Below are 20,228 nucleotides of genomic sequence, written 5' to 3' on the forward strand. Positions count from 1 at the left end.
GAGGCTACCGTGTACACACAAGTCATAAGACCCCACCCCTAACCCCTCCCCGCAAGCGAGGAGGGGAACTAGATTTCCGGTTAAATCCTGTTTTTAGGGCGGGAAACCCTTTATGGGTCAGGATTTGTATATACAGTAGCGCAAGCGAGGAGGGGAACTGGATTTCCGGTTAAATCCTGTTTTTAGGGCGGGAAATCCTTTATGGGGATGTGTGTACACCGTAGCCGCTACAGGGGAAGGAAGTAGAAAAGCTTTTATTATCTGAGAGGCTTTGACTCCCCCTTCCCTGCGAGGGAAGGGGGTTGGGGGGTTAGGTTTATTTGATGTTTTTTCAGATTGACTTACTTAACTTTGATTTTTGCATAACCTAGCTAGGACTGAGAAGTATAGATATACAGAATGCGAAAGTGCTGACTAGCGCATGATTCCCACTCCCTACTCCCGTTTGGCTACGTTCACGGCTAGCCCATTACCCATTATTGAAAGTCGAGTCAAGCAAAATGAGTCAACAAATTGTAGTAATTGATTTTCATGAAGTATGTATTAGTGGCACAATCGCCATGCTCAAAGCTCAATATTCAGAAGCCAACATGATTACAGCTACGACTGCTCAAGAGGCTTTTGAACAGGTGTTAAATATACAACCTGACTTGATTATTACAGATATTTTTCTGCCAGAAAAGCCTGGGGTATCAGCACAAATCTCCACAGGTATACAACTGTTACAAACTTTAATGAAAAACTTTCCTCATTTAAATATTATGGTGCAAAGTGATTATATTAATAATTTGATTCAAATCAAATCAGAAATTTATCAACACCAAGGAGGGTTTATATTAGCAGATAAAAGTCTGCCTCAGTCAGAAATGCTGCACAGAGTTAAATTGTCTTTCCAGGGATTAACTCATATCAAAGATGTTCAAGGAATTTATCACGAAATAGAAGTTAAGCCAGTATGGTTAAAACTTTTGAACTTAGCCTTTCAAGAAGGATTACAGGATAGAGCGATCGCACAAAATATTTGTGTATCAGAACGCATGGTACGTCATTATTGGGATGGGTTACAAAATGCCTTAAATATTGACTGTGAAGAGTTGAAAAATCAAGGTAAAAATCTGCGGATTATTACACAAATTAGAGCCAGGGAACTGGGATTAATCAACTAGATGAATCGCCAAAATCTTTTTAATCAATCGACAATTAGTTTTAATTAGTAATTCAGGAGCAAAACAAATGCAGAAATTTAACTTCGCAGTAGCAATGATTGTATTCAGCACACTGGCAATTACACCCAAAGCTGAAGCTATAAATTTATTGGCAAATCAGCCGATTATAGCATCCAAAGTCACAGTACAAACTGCCGATACTCAAAATGAAAATGATGTTTCAACATACTTAGAACAAGGTTTTCAGCACTTAGATGAGGAGAATTATCAAGAAGCGATCGCTAATTTTAATCAAGTTCTGAAACTAGAACCTAATAATAGTGATGCCTATTTTGGTAGAGGATTGGTAAATTTTAGTTTAGACAACTATCAAGCAGCAAAGGATGATTTAGACAAAACCTTAGAAATTACTCCTAATCTGGCCTATGGGTACTATTTTCGAGGTGTTACCCGCTTCATTTTAAATGATAAACCAGGCGCGATCACTGATTTACGTCAAGCCTCGACCCTGTTCACACAAGAAGGAGAATTGGAATTAGCCCAAAAAGCAGATAACGCCATTGAGGAGATACAGGAAAGTTAAAGCGATTTGGCTAAAACCGGGGTGGGCAAATTTTATTCATATCCGCTTTTAGCAGCGATATTCGCCCCCCTTTTTGCATATCCCTCACTTCACAAGAGATATATCTTGTTAACCCCTATGCTTATAAAGCAACTCCTCAGTGCAAATACCAACCATGCGTTATCGGAAAATCAGCGCCACTGTATTTATTGGTTTCATCCTGACGACTTCTGTGCCTGTATTTACCAAATTACCTAGTTTTTTACCAATGTCGCCGGTCTTGGCGCAAACACCAGATGCACGGACAGCAGAGGCAGACCGACTCTTACAGCAAGGTGTTGAGCAATTTAATATCAGTCAATTTACGGAGGCATTGCAGTCTTGGGAACAAGCACTACAAATCTACCGGGAAATCAAACACCGTCTTGGTGAGGGTAATGCACTGGGAAATCTCGGTCTTATCTACTATAGTTTGGGAGACTACCCCACAGCTATTGACTACCATCAAAAAAGTTTGGCGATCGCTAGGGAAATTAAAGACCGTAGTGGTGAGGGTGCGGCACTAGGAAATCTCGGTGCTGCCTACGATAGTTTCGGAGACTACCCCACTGCTATTAACTACCATCAACAAAGTTTAGCGATCAAGAGGGAAATCAAAGACCGTCTTGGTGAGGGTAATGCACTGGGAAATCTCGGTCTTACCTACTATAGTTTGGGAGACTACCCCACCGCTATTGACTACCATCAACAAAGTTTGGCGATCGCTAGGTCAATCAAAGACCGTAGTGGTGAGGGTGCGGCACTGGGAAGTCTCGGTAATGCCTACGATAGTTTGGGAGACTACCCCACTGCTATTAACTACCATCAACAAAGTTTGGCGATCAAGAGGGAAATCAAAGACCGTCTTGGTGAGGGTAAGACACTGGGAAATCTCGGTAATGCCTACGATAGTTTGGGAGACTACCCCACTGCTATTAACTACTATCAACAAAGTTTAGCGATCGCCAGGGAAATCAAAGACCGTCGTGGTGAGGGTGCAGCACTAGGAAATCTCGGTAATGCCTACAATAACTTGGGAGACTACCCTACCGCTATTAACTACCTTCAACAAAGTTTAGCGATCGCTAGGGAAATCAAAGACCGTAGTGGTGAGGGTGCGGCACTAGGAAATCTCGGTCTTGCCTACGATAGTTTGGGAGACTACCCCCAAGCCATTGACTACCATCAACAAAGATTGGCGATCGCTAGGGAAATCAAAGACCGTAGTGGTGAGGGTGCAGCACTAGGAAATCTCGGTCTTGCCTACGATAGTTTGGGAGATTACCCCACCGCTCTTGACTACCATCAACAAAGATTGGCGATCGCTAGGTCAATCAAAGACCGTCGTGGTGAAATGAATGCACTGGGAAATCTCGGTAATGCCTACAATCACTTGGGAGACTACCCCACCGCTCTTGACTACCTTCAACAAACATTGTCGATCGCTATAGAAATCAAAAACCGTCGTGGTGAGGGTAATGCACTGGGAAATCTCGGTAATGCCTACCATAGTTTGGGAGACTACCCCACCGCTCTTGACTACCATCAACAAAGATTGGCGATCGCTAGGGAAATCAAAGACCGTCGTGGTGAGGGTAATGCACTGGGAAATCTCGGTCTTACCTACTATAGTTTGGGAGACTACCCCACCGCTATTGACTACCTTCAACAATTTTTAGCGATCGCCAGGGAAATCAAAAACCGTCTTGGTGAGGGAATTGCACTGGGAAATCTCGGTAATGCCTACCATAGTTTGGGAGACTACCCCACAGCTATTGATTACCATCAACAAAGATTGGCTATCTCTAAGAAAATCAAAGACCGTCTTGGAGAGGGTCAATCACTGAATAATTTAGGATTTGCTTTATACAAACAGGGAAATCTCTCTTTAGCAGAGAGTACCCTACTTGAAGGAATCAAAGTTTATGAATCTCTACGAGGTCGAGAATTAAAAGATAGTGAAAAAGTCTCAATTTTTGAAACGCAACATCACACCTATAATAATTTACAAAAAGTCCTGATTGCCCAAAATAAAACTGATGCAGCTTTAGAAATAGCCGAACGCGGAAGAGGACGTGCTTTTGTGGAGTTACTGGCTTCCCGGTTATCTTCTGAGAGCAAACAACAGTTCCCTACCTCTCCAAAAATCGCAGAAATTCAACAAATTGCTAAAGCGCAAAATGCTACTCTGATCCAATATTCAATTACTCATGAAGATTTCCAGATTCAGGGTAAATCACAAAGCAAAGAATCAGAACTGTATATTTGGGTAATCAAACCCACAGGTGAAGTTAATTTCCGCAAAGCTGATCTCAAATCCCTCTGGGAAAAAGAAAATACAACTCTGGCAGAACTTGTTACTACCAGTCGTCAATCTATTGGTGTCAGAGGACGCGGGATTAAAGTCACGGCTGTTCCTGATGCTTCCAAAGCCAAGCAAAAGTTACTCCGACTCCATGAACTATTAATTGAACCCATAGCCGACCTTCTCCCCAAAAAGGAAACTGAAAGAGTTGTTTTCGTTCCTCAAAGTCAATTATTCCTCGTACCCTTCCCTGCACTGCAAGATGACAAAGGCAAATACTTAATTGAAAAACACACTATCCTCAGCGCCCCATCAATTCAAGTTTTAGATTTAACTCGTCAGCAGAGAATTGGAAAATCGGGAGTGGGGAAAGGGAAGGTTTTGGTGGTGGGGAATCCGACTATGCCAAAAGTAGTCTTGGAACCAGGAAAACCATCTCAACAATTATCTAATTTGGAATGGGCAGAAAAGGAAGCCAAAGGTATTGCGTCACTGTTTAAAACTGAAGCTTTTACAGGTAATCAAGCCACTAAAGCCGCCATTGTCCAGCAAATGATCCCAGCCAGAATTATTCATTTAGCCACACATGGAATATTTGATGATCTTCGGGGTTTGGGAAGTGCGATAGCATTAGCCCCCTCTGGTGAAGATAAGGGCTTACTCACTGCGGAAGAAATTTTTGACATGAAGCTGAATGCAGAGTTAGTTGTTCTCAGTGCTTGCGACACCGGACGCGGACGGTTGACTGGTGATGGTGTGATTGGCTTATCTCGCTCTTTAATTAGCGCAGGTGTCCCCAGTGTGATTGTCTCTTTATGGGCTGTTGATGACAATTCTACTTCTGTGTTGATGACTGAATTTTACAAAAATCTGCAACAAAATGTTGACAAAGCTACCTCCTTAAGAAACGCCATGCTCACGACTATGAAAACACATCCTTCGCCTAAATATTGGGCTGCATTTACCTTGATTGGGGAATCGGAATAAGAGGGGAGTAGGGAGTGGGGAGTGGGGAGTGGGGAAAATTTTTGGTGTTGTTGAAACCGATTACTGATTAAACGTGAAGAACCCCACCCCTAACCCCTCCCCGCAAGCGAGGAGGGGAACTGGATTTCCGGTTAAATCATGTTTTCATGTATTTTAGACCTCCCTCTTGATTCCTCTCTGCGCCTCTGCGCCTCTGCGTGACACAAAAAAATGTAGTTCATTTACCCGAAAATCGCTGGAAACCCTTTCTGGCTCAGGATGTGTGTATACCGTAGCCGCCGCTGGGGTGCTTAACTCAATTTACAAAAACAAGGAAACAAATCTATGAAACGCATTACAACTTGCATTGTCCTCACTGGTTTTATTTGGTCTGGCTTGGGTATATTCTCCACCCCAAAGCTGAAATCTGCGATCGCTCAAACCCAGGAATCTGCTGATTTATTTTACCTGTATAAAGGAGAACGCATCCCGCTAAATCAACGCCAAGATGCGATCGCAGTTTCTTTTAAAGATTTACCTCCCACCCGCAATCTAGGGGCGGCCACACCTCTATATCTCCAACTCCAACAAGATTTACAGCGCAATAATGGGCGAATGACTACACCACCAATAGTCACTCCATTAGGTGAAAACTATGCTGTGGTGAATGTGCCACGTGAAGCGGGAAACGCTGTACAGCAAAGTATTCAGCAGCAACCCTATGTGCAGACTACCTTACCTGTACTGAGTCGCCGCAACGAGCAGGATGTCATTATTTTACCTAACGAAATTATCCTCAGCTTTGACTCTAAATTATCAGAAAACCAAAGAAAAGAAATTTTACAGCAAAATAATCTAGAGGTTGTCCGTAAATTGCGCTTTCAGCGCGATCGCTATTTGGTAAAATCTACAATTGCCGAAGGTGCGAAAGTCCTCAGTGTTGCTAACCAACTCAGCACAGTTCAAGGTATCAATTCTGTTTCACCTAACTTCGTCCAGTCTGTCAGTCAGAGAAATCTGGAAACGACAGTGCAACAAGTCCAGGGAATGAAAAAATGGGAACCAAATAAAACTATCCCTAATACCGTTCCTCAAGTCAATAGCCAGACTTCACCCGAAAGCAACTTATTGGGTTTATCTTGGCATTTGGATAGCACACCGATGCAACAATGTCTACAGCAGGATATATCTGATTGGGATGCCTTAGAAAGCTGTTTACAAACACCAAATGCTGCCACTAAATCTGTGATTCCCCGGACAGATATCCGAGTCAAAGAAGCTTGGAAACGTAGCAACGGCGGACGGGGTGTAGTTGTGGCAGTTTTAGATAGTCTGATTCAGTGGAATCACCCGGATTTGGCAGATAGTTTGTATAAAGTGCAAGCATCTGATAAATGTCCCGGAGAAGTTCACGGGTGGGATTTTTCCGGTGGTGGTAATAGCGCCGACCCCTGTAAAATTGGTGATGCAGAGACTCGGATCAATCCCACAGAACTGGCAATTTTAGGCTCACAATTTCAAGATACTTTTCAACTATCCGATGCCAAATTAGTCCAGCAATATCCGCGAGAATTCGTCAATTTGAGACGAACATACCCAGATGAGTCACTGGAAACAATCGCCAATATTTTACGTTACACAATCCGCAGTAGCAGAGTCGGCGGCGAATTTCATGGTACTTATGTCAGTGGAACCATCGCCGCTAAACCGAAAGATGGTCAAGGATTAATCGGAGTAGCCCCCAATGCTCAAATTTTACCAGTGCGGGTATTTGGGTTAAATGGTAGTTTTATTCCAGCTACTTATATAGAAGCCCTGGGCTATGCAGCCGATCGCGGTGCTGATATCATTAATCTCAGCTTGGGTGCGATGTTGCCTAGTGAAGAAGAAGAACAGGCGATCGCCGATATCCTCAAAGCCTATCCTAAATTGGTAATTGTCGCCTCTGCTGGTAACTCCAACTATGACCAAGTTGGTTATCCTGCGGGTTATCCAGGAGTCGTGTCCGTGGGAGCAACTAATATCAGGGGTTATCGTGCGGCTTATAGTAATTACGGACTGGGATTAGATGTAGTTGCACCAGGCGGCGATTTAGATACACCAGGATTTTTCGGGGGAATTCCGGCCACAGGGGGAACTTGGCTAAGTGCTTTTTGGCAAGGGATACCAAACCCCACCTCCCGTTGGTCTGCTGTAGTTGATTCCAGAGGTAAATATTGGTGGGTAGAAGGCACATCTTTCTCTGCGCCAGCGGTTTCTGGAGTTGTAGCCTTAATGAAAGGAGAAGATCCCAAAAGAGTATTGAATCGCGATCGCTTAACTGATATCCTCAAATCTACAGCCAGTTATCAAGGGCTGAATATCTCCGATGAAGATATCAAATCCTACGGTTCACAATCAGAAAAAATTCAGCAACACCTCTTTGGTAGAGGACTAGTTAACGCAGATGCAGCAGTGCAGGCTGTGAAAAAAAACCGTTAATTCCTCATCTGCCGAAGATAACCCTTCTGATTTTGTAGTTGTCGCGTAGCGCAACGCACCATCCTAGATTTTCCGTGCCTTAGCCTGTAACGTAAGTAAAACATAAAACGTTGACGATATAGATCCCCGACTTCTTAGAGAAGTCGGGGATCGGGGTATTACGGTAAAACTGCATAACCTCAAAACAACTAGAGATATAGTGAATCGTAGGTATAAATCAGCAAATTAAACCAGATTTATGGATAAGCAAGTTCAAAACTCAAGACAGCAGCACATTTTTCGAGTTTTTTCATACTTGCTACCGAATTTAAGTCGCTATAGTTTAACTTTATTACTCAGCGTGGTTTTGCTATCTGATGCTGTAGGAGCAACAGCGATAAAAAAACAGTTGCAGATAGCACAACAATCAGACACAACACAACCAGATGCAACTGGCGCTGCTGCGGAAAAACTCTTTGAAGAAGGGATGCTATTTTATCGACAAGGGACAGCAGAATCAGTACAACAAGCAATAGTGAAATGGCAAGAAGCGCTCAAGCTTTGGCAGCAAATTGATGATAAATATCAACAAGCCCTGACCCTCCTGGGACTTGGCTATGTCCACAACTCATTGGGAGAAAAGCAGCAGGCGCTCTCATACTTCAACCAAGCCTTAGCTCTCTACCGTGCCGTGGAAAACAAGGGAGGGGAAGCCACCACTCTCAACAGTTTTGGCTTAGTCTATAGATCATTAGGAGAACAGCAGCAGGCACTCTCATACTTCAACCAAGCTTTAACTCTATACCGTGCCGTGGAAGACAAGGGAGGGGAAGCTAGCACCCTGAGTAATATTGGTGCTGTCTACGACTCATTGGGAGAAAAGCAGCAGGCGCTCTCATACTACAACCAAGCCCTCCCTCTACTCCGTGCCGTGGAAAACAGAGGAGGAGAAGCCATCACTCTCAACAATATTGGCGCTCTCTACGACTCATTAGGAGAAAAGCAGCAGGCACTCAAATACTTCAACCAAGCCCTACCCATATACCGTGCCGTGGAAGATAGGGGAGGAGAAGCCACCACTCTCAATAATCTTGGCGCTCTCTACAATGATTTGGGAGAAAAGCAGCAGGCGCTCTCATACTACAACAAGTCCCTCCCTCTACTCCGTGCTGTGGGCGACAGACAAGGGGAAGCTAGCACACTCAACAATCTTGGCTATGTCTACTCAGATTTGGGAGAAAATCAGCAGGCACTCAAATACTACAACCAAGCCCTCACCCTCAGACGTGCCGTGAGCGACAGGGGAGGAGAAGCCACCACTCTCAACAATCTTGGCCGTGTCTACTCTGATTTGGGAGAAAAGCAGCAGGCGCTCTCATACTACAACCAAGCCCTACCCATATACCGAGCCGTGGAAGACAGGGGAGGAGAAGCCACCACTTTCAACAATCTTGGCGCTGTCTACTCAGATTTGGGAGAAAAGCAGCAGGCGCTCTCATACTACAACCAGGCCCTACCCCTATACCGTGCCGTGGGCGACAGGCAAGGGTTAGCCACCACTCTCAACAATCTTGGCGGTGTCTACGACCATTTGGGAGAAAAGCAAGAGGCGCTCTCATACTACAACCAAGCCCTCACCCTACTCCGTGTCGTGGAAAACAGGGGAGGAGAAGCCACTGCCCTCAACAATCTTGGCTTAGTCTACTCCGAGTTGGGAGAAAAGCAGCAGGCACTCAAATACTACAACCAAGCCCTCCCCCTACTCCGTGCAGTGGGCGATAGGGGAGGAGAAGCCACCACTCTCAACAATCTTGGCTTAGTCTACGACGATTTGGGAGAAAAACAGCAAGCATTCAAATACTACAACCAAGCCCTCCCCCTACTCCGTGCAGTGGGCGACAGGCGAGGAGAAGCCGCCACTCTCAACAATATTGGTATTGTCTACAACTCATGGGGAGAAAAGCAAGAGGCGCTCAAATACTACAACCAAGCCCTACCCCTATACCGTGCCGTGGGCGACAGGCAAGGGTCAGCCACCACCCTCAACAATATTGGCGGTGTCTACGACTTATTGGGAGAAAAGCAAGAGGCGCTCAAATACTACAACCAAGCCCTCACCCTAAGACGTGCAGTAGGCGACAGGGGAGGGGAAGCCACCGCTCTTTACAACATGGCTTACTTAGAACGCAACCAAGGCAACCTGCAACAAGCCCTCACCCAAATTCAAGCCGCAGTGCAAATTATTGAAGATTTACGCACCAAAATAGATAGTCAAGAATTGCGGACTTCTTACTTTGCCACTGTACAGAATTACTATAAATTCTATACCGACCTGCTGATGCAACTGCACAAGCAAAAACCTGACCAAGGGTACAACGCATTAGCACTGCACATCAGCGAACGCTCCCGCGCTAGGGGTTTAGTCGAACTGTTAACCGAAGCCCGCGCAGAGATTCGGAAAGATGTTGACCCCAAACTCTTAGCAGAAGAACAGCGTTTGCTGCAATTAATTGATGCGAGAGAAAAACAGCGCTTTGAAATCGTCAATAGTCCCAAAATTCAAGATACTACCTATGCAGACTTAGTAAAAGAATTACAAACAGAAATCGACGACCTGCTCAATCAACAAAAAGAACTCCAAACCAAAATCCGCACCACTAGCCCCAAATATGCTGACCTGATATATCCCCAACCTCTGACACTAAGTCAAATTCAGCAACAACTAGATCAAGATACTGTATTACTGCAATATTCCTTGGGTAAAGACCGCAGCTATCTCTGGGCTGTCACTCCCGACTCTATCCATAGCTACGAACTCCCTCAACGGTCGGAAATAGAAGCCGCAGCCCAAACATTCCATAAGTTATTACAAAATCCCAGTAATTCACTTGTCTCCCAAAGAGGAATTACAGTCAGTCCGACTGGTATCAGCAAATCTACAAATATTGAGGCGGCGCTGAAACTCAGTCAAATGATTTTGTCGCCAGTTGCCGATAAATTGGGTAATAAACGCTTAGTAATTGTGGCTGATGGTGCTTTGCAAGTGATTCCCTTTGCAGCTTTAGCTGATTTAACCAAAGCCGGAACTAAAGAAGAGGTGAATTACCAACCGCTACTCATCAACCATGAAATTGTCCACTTACCTTCCATGACCGCTATTGCTACCCAAAGAACAGCCCTCAAAGGTCGCAACAGCGCCCCAAAAACTTTAGCTGTCCTGGCTGACCCAGTTTTTTCCCCTAATGATTCCCGAATCAAAGGTAAATCCCAGAATACTGAAAATGATCTCAATTTGAGTTTAGATGAATCTGCTCTGCAACGAGCTGCTGACAATCTCAATCTTGGTACATGGTCTAGACTCCCTGCTACAGGTGAGGAAGCTAAGGCGATTTTACAACTGGTGTCACCCAAAGAACGACTGCAAGCTTTTGATTTTGACGCTAACTTCAATTGGGCTACAAGTCAAGGTCTGGCTGAATATCGATATATACATTTTGCTACCCACGGTTTCGCTGACCCCAAGAACCCAGAATTATCCGGTATTGTTCTTTCTTTAGTAGACACAGCTGGTCAACCAGTCCGGGGCTATCTGCGACTGGGTGACATTTTTAACCTCAATTTACCTGCTGATTTGGTGGTGCTGAGTGCTTGCGAAACTGGTTTAGGTCAAGATGTCAACGGTGAGGGTTTGGTGGGCTTGACCAGGGGTTTAATGTATGCAGGTGCGGAACGTCTAGCTGTTTCTCTGTGGAAGGTGGATGATAACGGTACATCAAATTTGATGCAGAAGTTTTATCAGCAAATGTTGCAGTCGGGTAAATCGCCGAATGTGGCTCTGCGTGATGCACAATTGCAGATGTGGGAACAAGATAGATGGCGTAATCCCTATTTTTGGTCTGGGTTTATTTCTCAAGGTGAATGGCGTTGATTTGTCTCACGCAGAGGCGCAGTTAGCTGAAAGCTTTCCCGCAGGGTGGCGCAGAGAAAGAGAGGAGAAAGTTGCATAACCTCAAATCTGCCAGAAGTATAGATAAATAGCAAATCCCCAATTAAAAATCACTATGTCTCACATTAAACGCCGTCAGTTTGTGCAATTTGCGGGTTCTGCATTAGCAACTCTAGGTATCAGCCAGTGGGATATTATGCAGCAGGGCGATCGCATTGGTCAAGTTCTCGCCCAAAGTACACCCCGTAAACTGGCGCTCTTAGTGGGTATTAATCAGTATTCTGGTAATATTGTACCTTTGTCTGGCTGTGTTAATGATGTGTTGATGCAGAAGGAGTTATTAACTTACCGTTTTGGTTTTAGCTCCCAAGATATCCTGACTTTGACTGATAAACAGGCTACTCGTCAAAATATCCTCACGGCTTTTGAAGAACATCTGATTAAACAAGCTAAACCGGGGGATGTGGTGGTGTTTCACTTCTCTGGTCACGGTTCGCGAGTCCAAGACCCTGACGGCGATTCCCCAGATAAACTTAACAGTACGCTGGTTCCTGTGGATGGTGATTTACCACTGGGATATCCCTATGAAGGTGGCCAGGTGCAACACATTATGGGACATACGCTGTTTTTACTCATGTCTGCGTTGCAAACAGAAAATGTCACTTTTGTCTTAGATAGTTGTCATTCTGGTGGTGGTACGCGGGGAATTTTCCGGGTGCGGTCTATTGATGGTGGTTCTCTTCTCCAACCTAGTCAAGGGGAACTTGATGAGCAGCGTCAGTGGTTGGGAAAACTGGGGATGTCTCCCCAAGATTTTATCAAAAAACGTAGAGAAAATATTGCTAAAGGAGTGGTAATTGCTAGCGCTAGACGGGAACAATACGCAGCTGATTTTCCTTTTGGGGATTTTAGTGCAGGTGCATTTAGCTATTTATTCACTCAGTATCTTTGGCAACGTGCTGGTAATGAACCTGTCAGTCAAGCAATTTTGAGTGTTCGTCAAAGTACGAACAGTTTAGCTTGGGAAAAAGGGATTATCCAAAACCCAGAAATTGAAACAAATCTGAGCCAAGAAAATGCTAATGCACCCGTCTATTTTACCCCCAAGCGAACACTCCCGGCTGAGGCTGTAATTACTCAAGTTAGGGGCAATGAAGTAGATTTATGGCTGGGGGGGCTGGATTTAGGCAGCTTAGAAGCCTTCACCAACAATCCCTATTTCATCGCTTTAGATCCTACTGGTGGTCAAAGAGGATTAATTAAGTTAAATTCTCGTCAAGGTTTAGTCGGTAAAGGCACTCTGCAAACGACTACACGCCAGGGGGGAACGGTACAACCGGGAACAATATTACAAGAGCGTATCCGTAGTATTCCTGATAATCTGACTTTGAAAATTGGGATTGATGGCTCTCTAGAAAGTAACACAGCACAACAGGCAAGACAAGCTCTGCAAAAGTTGCCACGTATTGAACCCAAACCAGTGGGACAGCAAGAACTGCAATATATCTTTGGTCGGATGAATACAGCTAAGTATCAAGAGTTGCAAAAAAATGGCATATCTAATTTGCCAGAAGTGGATAGTTTTGGGTTATTTTTACCAAGTCTAGACCAAATTATCTCTAATTCTTTTGGTAAAGCCAAGGAAACTGTGACTGAGGCTGTGCAGCGTTTACAACCCAAATTGCGTTCGTTGCTAGCCGCCAGAATTGTCAAGCAAATGCTAGGTAACACCAATTCATCCCGAATCAATATTACTGCTTCTATGAATCTGGCTGATAATCAAAAATTAATTGGTGAAACTTTTACTCCTCGTGGTGCGGTGAAAAAACTCACGGAAGAGACAAATCAATCAGTACCAGTTTCTCTTGTGAATGCTGCTGATTCTGGTATACCAAAATTACCAACAGGTACTGAGATTACTTTTCAGGTGGAAAATAACGAGTCTCGTCCACTATACGTTACTATTTTGGTAATTGATGCGGCTGGGGATATGGATGTAATTTTTCCCTTTGATTGGTCGGCTGTAGAAGGTGCGACATTGATACAACCTTCGCAAAAACGGGTAATTCCCCTAGCAAACGATGGATTTAAACTGACTATTGTCGAACCTTTTGGCATCTCAGAAGCATTAATTATTGCCAGTACAACGCCTCTGCGAACTTCCCTGCAAGCATTACAGAAAATTGCTGAAAGCAGAGGTCTGAAAAACACACGTAGTCCTATTTCTGTGAATGATGAATTTTTGGGTTTAACTAATAATTTACTTGATGACTTAGATGCAGGGACTCGCGGCGGGATTAATGTGGAACGGATACCACTACCAGCGGGAGTTCGCGGTATTGATACTGAAAGATTAGCAGCAATGGCGATCGCATTTGAAGTCATCAGTTGATTGGAAGCAGGATATGGGGTTTAGTCATGTCTTGCACCTCTTTGTAATAACCCAGTCCTCGTAAAAAGATGGGCGATATAGCTATCTCTAGTAACTCTTAACCCATAGATATGAAAAGAATAGAAGTTGAACAAAGAACAATTTTGATTGGTTTATCTGGTAGCCACGGTTATGGGTTAAATCGTCCTGAGTCAGACTGGGATTTTCGGGGAGTATTTATTGCACCCAAGAGATATTACTTGGGATTTGACCGCATAGAACAACAAGATACTGGTTGGGATGAACCTGGAATATTTCCCTTTATTGATGACAACCAGGACACAGTTATCTATGAATTAAAAAAAATAATTCAGTTATTAGCAGGAGCAAATCCCAATATTTTAGAATTGCTGTGGTTGCAAAATTATCCTGTTTTAACATCAGTTGGTCAACAGTTAATTAAGCACAAAAAAATATTTTTAACAAAAAAGGTCAAGCATACTTATTCTGGTTATGCTTTTGCTCAAATCAAAAAGATGGAAACCCATCGCAAATGGTTGTTAAATCCCCCACAAAAGAAACCACTCCCATCTGATTTTGGCATAGAAGAGGAAGAACCGCTGATTAAAGATGAGCTAAACGCTTTTCTAGAGTATCTTTATCATTTAATTAGAGGCAGAATTGAGTTTTTAGAAGAAGCCGAAGAATTATATAAGTTGCTGACGGCAGATATTGATTTTAAAGGAGTATTGAAACAATATACTTTACCTGATGAAACTTTGGAATATACCCAAAAGTTCACCAATAGCCGCAAAGATTTTATTCGCTTACTGCAAAAAAGCCAAAATTATCAAATAGCTTTAAGAGAGTGGAAAGCTTACATATCTTGGCAGGAAAACAGAAATCCCGCTAGGGCGGAAATGGAAAGAAAGTCGGGTTTTGACCTGAAGCATGGAATGCACTGCATTAGATTATTACGCAGTGGACTAGAAATATTACAGCGCGGAGAAATAGTTGTAGATAGAAGAATCGCTGGTGATGTTGAAGATTTGAAAGCTATTTTGAGGGGTGATTATTCCTATGAACAAGTGATGAAAATGGCAGAAGATTTGGTTAGTCAAATGGATATTGTTTACGAGAAATCAACTTTACCGGCTAAACCTGATTTAGAGCAAATTAATGATTTGTGTATGGAACTGGTAGAAATGCAAGGGTGGGAATGAGCGGGATGAGGGGGAAATAAAATTCCTGCTCCCTCTTCTTAGTCAGGCTACCGTGTACACACAAGTCAGGAAATTGCTTTTTTTTGCCATAACACCCCACCCCTAGCCCCTCCCCGCAAGCGAGGAGGGGAACTGGATTTCCGCTTAAATCCTGTTTTTAGGGCGGGAAACCCTTTATGGATAAGGATGTGTGTACACCGTAGCTTGTAAAGGGAAGAAACAAGATTCCTGCTCCTTCTCCTTACTTTCGCGTAGCGTCTCCCTTTGGGAGAAGGAGAGGGTTGGGGTGAGGTTCTATATTGCTCTCTAGAAAATTAAAGAATTTACAGCAAATCAGCAAAGCCGTAGATACTAATGAAAAGCAATAATAAGGCTGTGAATTGGGTAACTCGTGTTTGGGGTGAGGGTGCGATCGCTTCCCGGACTAAGATAGAAATAGATGCTCCCACCACCAGGCTCAAACCCAAGACTAAATAAGGCATATCTGGTAAAATGGTCGCGATGATGAGCATAGCGATCGCCACCATGAGCATCAATAACTCTACAAACCTGGGTGGGTTGTATTGACTAGCTAAAATAAAGCTGTTTAACCAAAAATTCCACAATCTCATATTTAGTTCTCAGTGCTTCCTAAGTGCTTCCTCAGTGCTGAGTGCTGAGTCATGAAGTGGTTTTTCACAACTCAACACTTAAAGCTTTTAACCTCTAGCCCCTAACTTTTGACCTACGCCGTTTTTTTGTGCAGCATCATCTTCTGGTGGTTCCACACCAAAAACTCGCGCAAAAGCTTTTTGTACCTTGTAGCCAGTATCAATTGACTCCAAGGGGTCTTTCCGCAGTCTGTGACGCAGACATAAAGTAATCACGCGTTTGATATCATCAAGCGTGACTTCGGTACGACCTTCAAATGCGGTTAATGCTTTGGCGGCGCGGTTGCTAACAATATCACCACGCAAACCATCGACATCTAGTTCTGAGCAAATTTCCGAAATTTTTACCCTTTGGTCGTAGTCAAGTGTCACTTTTGGCAACAAATTTTGAGCATTCACAATTTTTTGTTGCAATGCTTCTTGTTCAGGTTGGTATTTTTCCAGAAATACGGGAGGATTTTGATCAAATTCTCCCCTCTGTTCCACAATCTGTACCCGCAAAGCTGGTTCTTTCACCGTGTGAATTTCGGCGTGCATCCCAAAGCGGTCTAGCAGTTGGGGACGCAGTTCACCTTCTTCCGGGTTACCAGAACCTACAAGCACAAAACGTGCTGGGTGACGAATGGAAATACCTTCGCGTTCTACAGTATTCCACCCACTGGCTGCGGAGTCCAGTAGCACGTCTACTAAGTGGTCGTCGAGCAAATTGACTTCATCTACATAAAGAATGCCTCGGTTAGCCTTAGCCAGCAATCCCGGCTCAAAAGCTTTTACACCTTCAGATAAAGCTTTCTCAATGTCGATAGTGCCACAAACTCGGTCTTCTGTAGCCCCCAATGGCAAGTCTACCATTTGAACTTTTTTGTGATCTATGGGAATTTCCGCCCCTTGTTCAACCATTTGGCGAACTTCATCACTCATCACGTCGGGGTCGTTGGGGTCACTATTGAAGGGGTCATTGGCAACCACGGGGATTTCTGGCAACAAATCAGCCAGCGCCCGGATAGTCGTGGATTTGCCGGTACCGCGATCGCCCATAATCATTACACCACCGATTTTGGGATCAATCACGTTCAACAGCAGCGCCAGTTTCATTTCTTCCTGGCCCACAATTGCCGTAAATGGGAATACCACGCGACGCGCACTTGCCGGGGATTGAGCAGTTGGAGTCACTAAATTACCTTAACAATATTTTTCTTATTACAATTTTTTATTGTGCCACAGTTAGGGGGTGGAAGAACGGACAAAAGGGGGTTAGTAATTTGAAATCAGCCTGCAACTTCGGGGAATTTGAGAAAATTTTTTTGGTTTTTATTGCCTGCATAACTGGAATTTAGCAGATGTGCGTTCTAGTGAATCACGTTACTTTGAGTACATAGTTAAATTAATATAAACAGCCCTTTTCGATGAATCAAAACCTCAGTGTTACTCCCACCCAAAAGTTACCCACTCATGAAAAAGAAAATGTTACCCCACAACAGTCATATGTGAAATTATTCCTGATCCTCAGCCTAGAACTACTGCTGGCTATACCTTTGGGCTTAGTCTTAGTCAAGTTACACGTAGGCGGAATTGCTTGGATATTTGGCGGAATTGCCTCTGGTGCAATAGTTTTACAAGGATCTCGGATTTTATACCAGTATTATCCCAAGCCTAATCGAAATGCGAGAAAGGTGGGAATGGCACTTGTCGGCTTGACTGTCGGTGCATCAAGTAGCAATAGCGATTTAACCAGTCTGGCTGCTGATATTCCTATATTTATTTTTCTCACTTTATTTTTACTGGTGTGTGGTAGCTGCATTGGCTACCTATACTCCCGCTTGAGTCAAACCAATTTATTAACATCAATGTTGGCGACAGTTCCCGGCGGTGTGGGAGTCATGTCATCTATTGCTGCTGATTACAATAGAAATGTCACCCTTGTAGCTTTAGTTCAGGCAATCCGTGTCACCTCTGTAGTCTTACTTATTCCGTTCATTGCTCGGACATCAGTTGATAGTGTTCTCAGCCCTCAAACATTACCTGTCGCAGTGGGATTACTGAGTTTTGATCCAGATCAAATAGGATTACTCTTCTTGGCACTGCTAATCACCACATTAGTAGTTTATCTGGCTGGATTGTGTAAAATGCCAGCAGCCGAGTTTTTTGGTGCATTAGTAGTTGGTCTAGCTTTTAATTCTGTGGTGCATTGGCTACCTGTGTTCGGTGATCTGAATTTTAGTCCGCCAGCAGTCATCAAATTATTCGGTCAACTGCTGCTGGGAATTACCATTGGTGAGTATTGGGGAGATAAACCTAATATTGGCAAAAGGGCTGTAGGTTATGCTTTTATGTCTGTAGGCATGACCTTGGTCGCGGGTGCGATCGCTGCTATGCTGGCCATGCAATTAACCTCTTGGGACTGGTTAACTTGTTTGTTAGTTACAGCACCAGGAGGAGCGCCAGAAATGATCCTTTTGTCCTTGGCATTAAATCATAATGTAGAAATTGTTACAACCGGTCATTTAGTCCGACTGATTGCCATTAATAGTTCCCTACCACTGTGGATATTTTTGTTTCGCCGTCTTGATAGTCATCTATCAGAGCCAGTTTAATAATCCCATGACCAATGACCAATGACCAATGACTAATGACTAAGGAGACCGGATATGGTTGCCCAAGTTCAAGAATTAGATGCCCAGCAATGGGTAAAAACCCGTTCTTCCCTTGACCCTACTAAATCTACATTCCTGATTTGGACAGGTAAGATTTACAGTTTTATCCCTGGTGAGAAAAGAAAATTGCTGTTTAAAATGTCGGGGGTCAGCGTGAGTAGATGCATTCCCACAGCAGAAGGTAGTTGGGATTTTACATCCAGGGAACTGACTTACTACCTAGATCCACAAACCGATGAGATTCTGCGGCACTGGGAGAACCCCTGGACAGGTGAAACAGTGCCTGTGATCCACGTTGCTAATAATCCGGTGCAGGGGCAGTTTCAAGGCAAATTTCCCGCACAAGTTGAGGGAGACACTACAACCTTCGTTTTTGATATTTTTCCCACATATCCAAATCCATTAGCCGAAAATCCCCAGTTTGCTGAATATAGCCCATATGCAATTTATCAGGCTACGGAATTATTCAAATTAGCTGTACCAACAGTAGATTTATTTAACTCAGAACTGGTTTCAGTGTCTCAATTGAGACTGGGTTGGGATAGAATTGGTCAATGGTTGCCTTGGATGAAAATGGGCGAGCGCTCTGGTTATCTCATTTACAGTGCTTCGGGAAGTAAAGTAAATGGTTTCACAGAATTACCCCAGTTGCTTCAAGATGAAATTAATACCCGCGTTCCTCTGTACAAGCAAGCTCCAAAAGCCGTTTTAGATGGGGAAGATATGACATCTTGGCTGTACTTCCAAAAACACTTTCAGGCTTACTTGGCTGGCGAAATTTTCCCGCTTCCCGAAGCCGAAGAGGATTAAAATTTCTGCATATTGTGACTTTTGGGGTCAAAACCACGAGAAAATCGGGTGCTTTCATCATAGTAAGCCCCACTGAGATTAGCTCCATAAAACTTGGCTAAATTGAGTTTTGCTCCCCGAAGATTTGCCTCATTCAGTTTAACGCCACACAAGTTAGCTCTAGTTAAGTTCGCATTGGCTAGGTTAGCTTGACTTAAGTCGGCTCCCCAAAGTTTAGCTTTAGCTAGATTAGCTCGACTCAAGTCGGCTCCCCACAAATTGATTCCAGGTAAGTAGGCTCCAATCAGCTTGACTCCAGTTAACTGGGCGGCGGTAAAATACCTCTGTCCTTCGTTATAACGTCGGATTAATTCCTGAGCATCCATGAGTTTCATTGATGAAATCTCTATTTCTAGGATAGTCTGCTATGGTTTTCAACGCAGAGGGGCGCGGAGGTTTATTTTCTCAGAGAAATCACTTCAAAATCGAAGGAACCTATGAGACGGTTATCAATGTAAACCTGTATTTGATGTTTACCACCAGGATCGCCAGGAACCATTGTCCAGAAGTTCTCAATTTTGCCATCATTTGTGAATACTGTCCGAGTTGTTACAGCTTCATTACCATCAGCTGATAAGGACAAAGTTTGACCATCGTCTGTAGCCCAGGTTTCTGGAGGTTTTGGTAATCGCAGCGTTTCTCGCCATGTTACCTCACCCTTGTAATTTTTTAGTTGAATCCGCCAACCGTATTTACCACCCTGATACAGTACTACTCTGGTGGTAGGAGTAAATGTACTTTGATTTTTGGCATCAACTCTCAGGACTCCAAATTCAGCTTGACTGGCGGTAATCGGTCTAATGTTGCTTGACTCAGAGATTGACCGAGAAGACGCTATGGGATGATCTGCTACAGCCAAGGCTTGAGAAGCGATGAATCCAGATATCAGCCAAGCAGAAGTTAGTACAATCGTCGCAGCCCAATTTCTCATTCGCACAGCAAAATTTTTTGGTCGCTTACTGCTATATATTCCATAATTTCGACTTGCTTTCCGGGTTGAGAGAAAAGTCATTATTTGTCATTTGTCATTTGTCATT

The 20,228-nt window shown here is 43.7% G+C and carries 13 protein-coding genes; 9 read left to right on the forward strand and 4 right to left on the reverse strand.

Annotated features, from left to right (window positions below):
* The first annotated feature begins 500 nt into the window (after positions 1-500).
* The 7 genes from AACX33_RS25505 (at position 501) to AACX33_RS25535 (ending at position 15,038) form a co-directional block, all read left to right on the forward strand.
* Positions 501-1,166 (forward strand): response regulator transcription factor, encoded by a 666-nt coding sequence (locus tag AACX33_RS25505; protein ID WP_193998171.1) that lies wholly within the window; start codon positions 501-503, stop codon positions 1,164-1,166.
* A 67-nt stretch (positions 1,167-1,233) separates the two neighbouring features.
* Entirely contained in the window at positions 1,234-1,749 is a 516-nt protein-coding gene (locus AACX33_RS25510; RefSeq protein WP_193998170.1) for a tetratricopeptide repeat protein, read from the forward strand.
* Positions 1,750-1,903: 154 nt separating this feature from the next.
* Positions 1,904-5,059 (forward strand): CHAT domain-containing protein, encoded by a 3,156-nt coding sequence (locus AACX33_RS25515; protein WP_227789356.1) that lies wholly within the window; start codon positions 1,904-1,906, stop codon positions 5,057-5,059.
* Positions 5,060-5,383: 324 nt separating this feature from the next.
* On the forward strand, positions 5,384-7,519 hold the full coding sequence (locus tag AACX33_RS25520) for a S8 family peptidase (protein ID WP_193998168.1): 2,136 nt from the start codon (positions 5,384-5,386) through the stop codon (positions 7,517-7,519).
* Between the two features lie 238 nt (positions 7,520-7,757).
* A complete protein-coding gene (locus AACX33_RS25525; protein WP_227789357.1) occupies positions 7,758-11,426 on the forward strand; it encodes a CHAT domain-containing tetratricopeptide repeat protein in 3,669 nt (1,222 codons plus the stop codon).
* A 133-nt stretch (positions 11,427-11,559) separates the two neighbouring features.
* Positions 11,560-13,836, forward strand: a complete 2,277-nt coding sequence (locus AACX33_RS25530) for a caspase family protein (RefSeq protein WP_193998167.1) — start codon at positions 11,560-11,562, stop codon at positions 13,834-13,836.
* 110 nt (positions 13,837-13,946) lie between these two features.
* Positions 13,947-15,038: a nucleotidyltransferase domain-containing protein gene (locus tag AACX33_RS25535; protein WP_193998166.1), complete on the forward strand. Its 1,092-nt coding sequence runs from the start codon at positions 13,947-13,949 to the stop codon at positions 15,036-15,038.
* A 323-nt stretch (positions 15,039-15,361) separates the two neighbouring features.
* On the opposite strand, the gene AACX33_RS25540 is transcribed toward AACX33_RS25535, so the two are convergent.
* Positions 15,362-15,649 (reverse strand): hypothetical protein, encoded by a 288-nt coding sequence (locus AACX33_RS25540; protein WP_193998165.1) that lies wholly within the window; start codon positions 15,647-15,649, stop codon positions 15,362-15,364.
* An 87-nt stretch (positions 15,650-15,736) separates the two neighbouring features.
* Positions 15,737-16,861: a magnesium chelatase ATPase subunit I gene (gene bchI, locus AACX33_RS25545; RefSeq protein ID WP_193998164.1), complete on the reverse strand. Its 1,125-nt coding sequence runs from the start codon at positions 16,859-16,861 to the stop codon at positions 15,737-15,739.
* 233 nt (positions 16,862-17,094) lie between these two features.
* Between bchI and AACX33_RS25550 the strand changes: the two genes are divergently transcribed.
* Positions 17,095-18,282 (forward strand): AbrB family transcriptional regulator, encoded by a 1,188-nt coding sequence (locus AACX33_RS25550; protein WP_193998163.1) that lies wholly within the window; start codon positions 17,095-17,097, stop codon positions 18,280-18,282.
* Positions 18,283-18,336: 54 nt separating this feature from the next.
* On the forward strand, positions 18,337-19,152 hold the full coding sequence (locus tag AACX33_RS25555) for a DUF1838 domain-containing protein (RefSeq protein ID WP_193998162.1): 816 nt from the start codon (positions 18,337-18,339) through the stop codon (positions 19,150-19,152).
* Here the strand turns inward: AACX33_RS25555 and AACX33_RS25560 are convergent.
* Both AACX33_RS25560 and AACX33_RS25565 read right to left on the reverse strand, forming a co-directional pair.
* Positions 19,149-19,517 (reverse strand): pentapeptide repeat-containing protein, encoded by a 369-nt coding sequence (locus AACX33_RS25560; RefSeq protein ID WP_193998383.1) that lies wholly within the window; start codon positions 19,515-19,517, stop codon positions 19,149-19,151. The genes AACX33_RS25555 and AACX33_RS25560 overlap by 4 nt on opposite strands.
* A 71-nt stretch (positions 19,518-19,588) precedes the next feature.
* Positions 19,589-20,122, reverse strand: coding sequence for a hypothetical protein (locus AACX33_RS25565; RefSeq protein ID WP_193998161.1), 534 nt, complete (start codon positions 20,120-20,122; stop codon positions 19,589-19,591).
* Between the last annotated feature and the right edge of the window lie 106 nt (positions 20,123-20,228).

This window comes from Nodularia sp. LEGE 04288 (genome assembly GCF_963896525.1).
GTDB lineage: Bacteria > Cyanobacteriota > Cyanobacteriia > Cyanobacteriales > Nostocaceae > Nodularia.

Excerpts from the sequence above, each read along its gene's own strand:
- AACX33_RS25505 (WP_193998171.1), top strand. The coding sequence starts at position 501 with ATGAGTCAACAAATTGTAGTAATTGATTTTCATGAAGTATGTATTAGT.
- AACX33_RS25510 (WP_193998170.1), top strand. The coding sequence starts at position 1,234 with ATGCAGAAATTTAACTTCGCAGTAGCAATGATTGTATTCAGCACACTG.
- AACX33_RS25515 (WP_227789356.1), top strand. The coding sequence starts at position 1,904 with ATGCGTTATCGGAAAATCAGCGCCACTGTATTTATTGGTTTCATCCTG.
- AACX33_RS25520 (WP_193998168.1), top strand. The coding sequence starts at position 5,384 with ATGAAACGCATTACAACTTGCATTGTCCTCACTGGTTTTATTTGGTCT.
- AACX33_RS25525 (WP_227789357.1), top strand. The coding sequence starts at position 7,758 with ATGGATAAGCAAGTTCAAAACTCAAGACAGCAGCACATTTTTCGAGTT.
- AACX33_RS25530 (WP_193998167.1), top strand. The coding sequence starts at position 11,560 with ATGTCTCACATTAAACGCCGTCAGTTTGTGCAATTTGCGGGTTCTGCA.
- AACX33_RS25535 (WP_193998166.1), top strand. The coding sequence starts at position 13,947 with ATGAAAAGAATAGAAGTTGAACAAAGAACAATTTTGATTGGTTTATCT.
- AACX33_RS25540 (WP_193998165.1), bottom strand. The coding sequence starts at position 15,649 with ATGAGATTGTGGAATTTTTGGTTAAACAGCTTTATTTTAGCTAGTCAA.
- AACX33_RS25550 (WP_193998163.1), top strand. The coding sequence starts at position 17,095 with ATGAATCAAAACCTCAGTGTTACTCCCACCCAAAAGTTACCCACTCAT.
- AACX33_RS25555 (WP_193998162.1), top strand. The coding sequence starts at position 18,337 with ATGGTTGCCCAAGTTCAAGAATTAGATGCCCAGCAATGGGTAAAAACC.
- AACX33_RS25560 (WP_193998383.1), bottom strand. The coding sequence starts at position 19,517 with ATGGATGCTCAGGAATTAATCCGACGTTATAACGAAGGACAGAGGTAT.
- AACX33_RS25565 (WP_193998161.1), bottom strand. The coding sequence starts at position 20,122 with ATGAGAAATTGGGCTGCGACGATTGTACTAACTTCTGCTTGGCTGATA.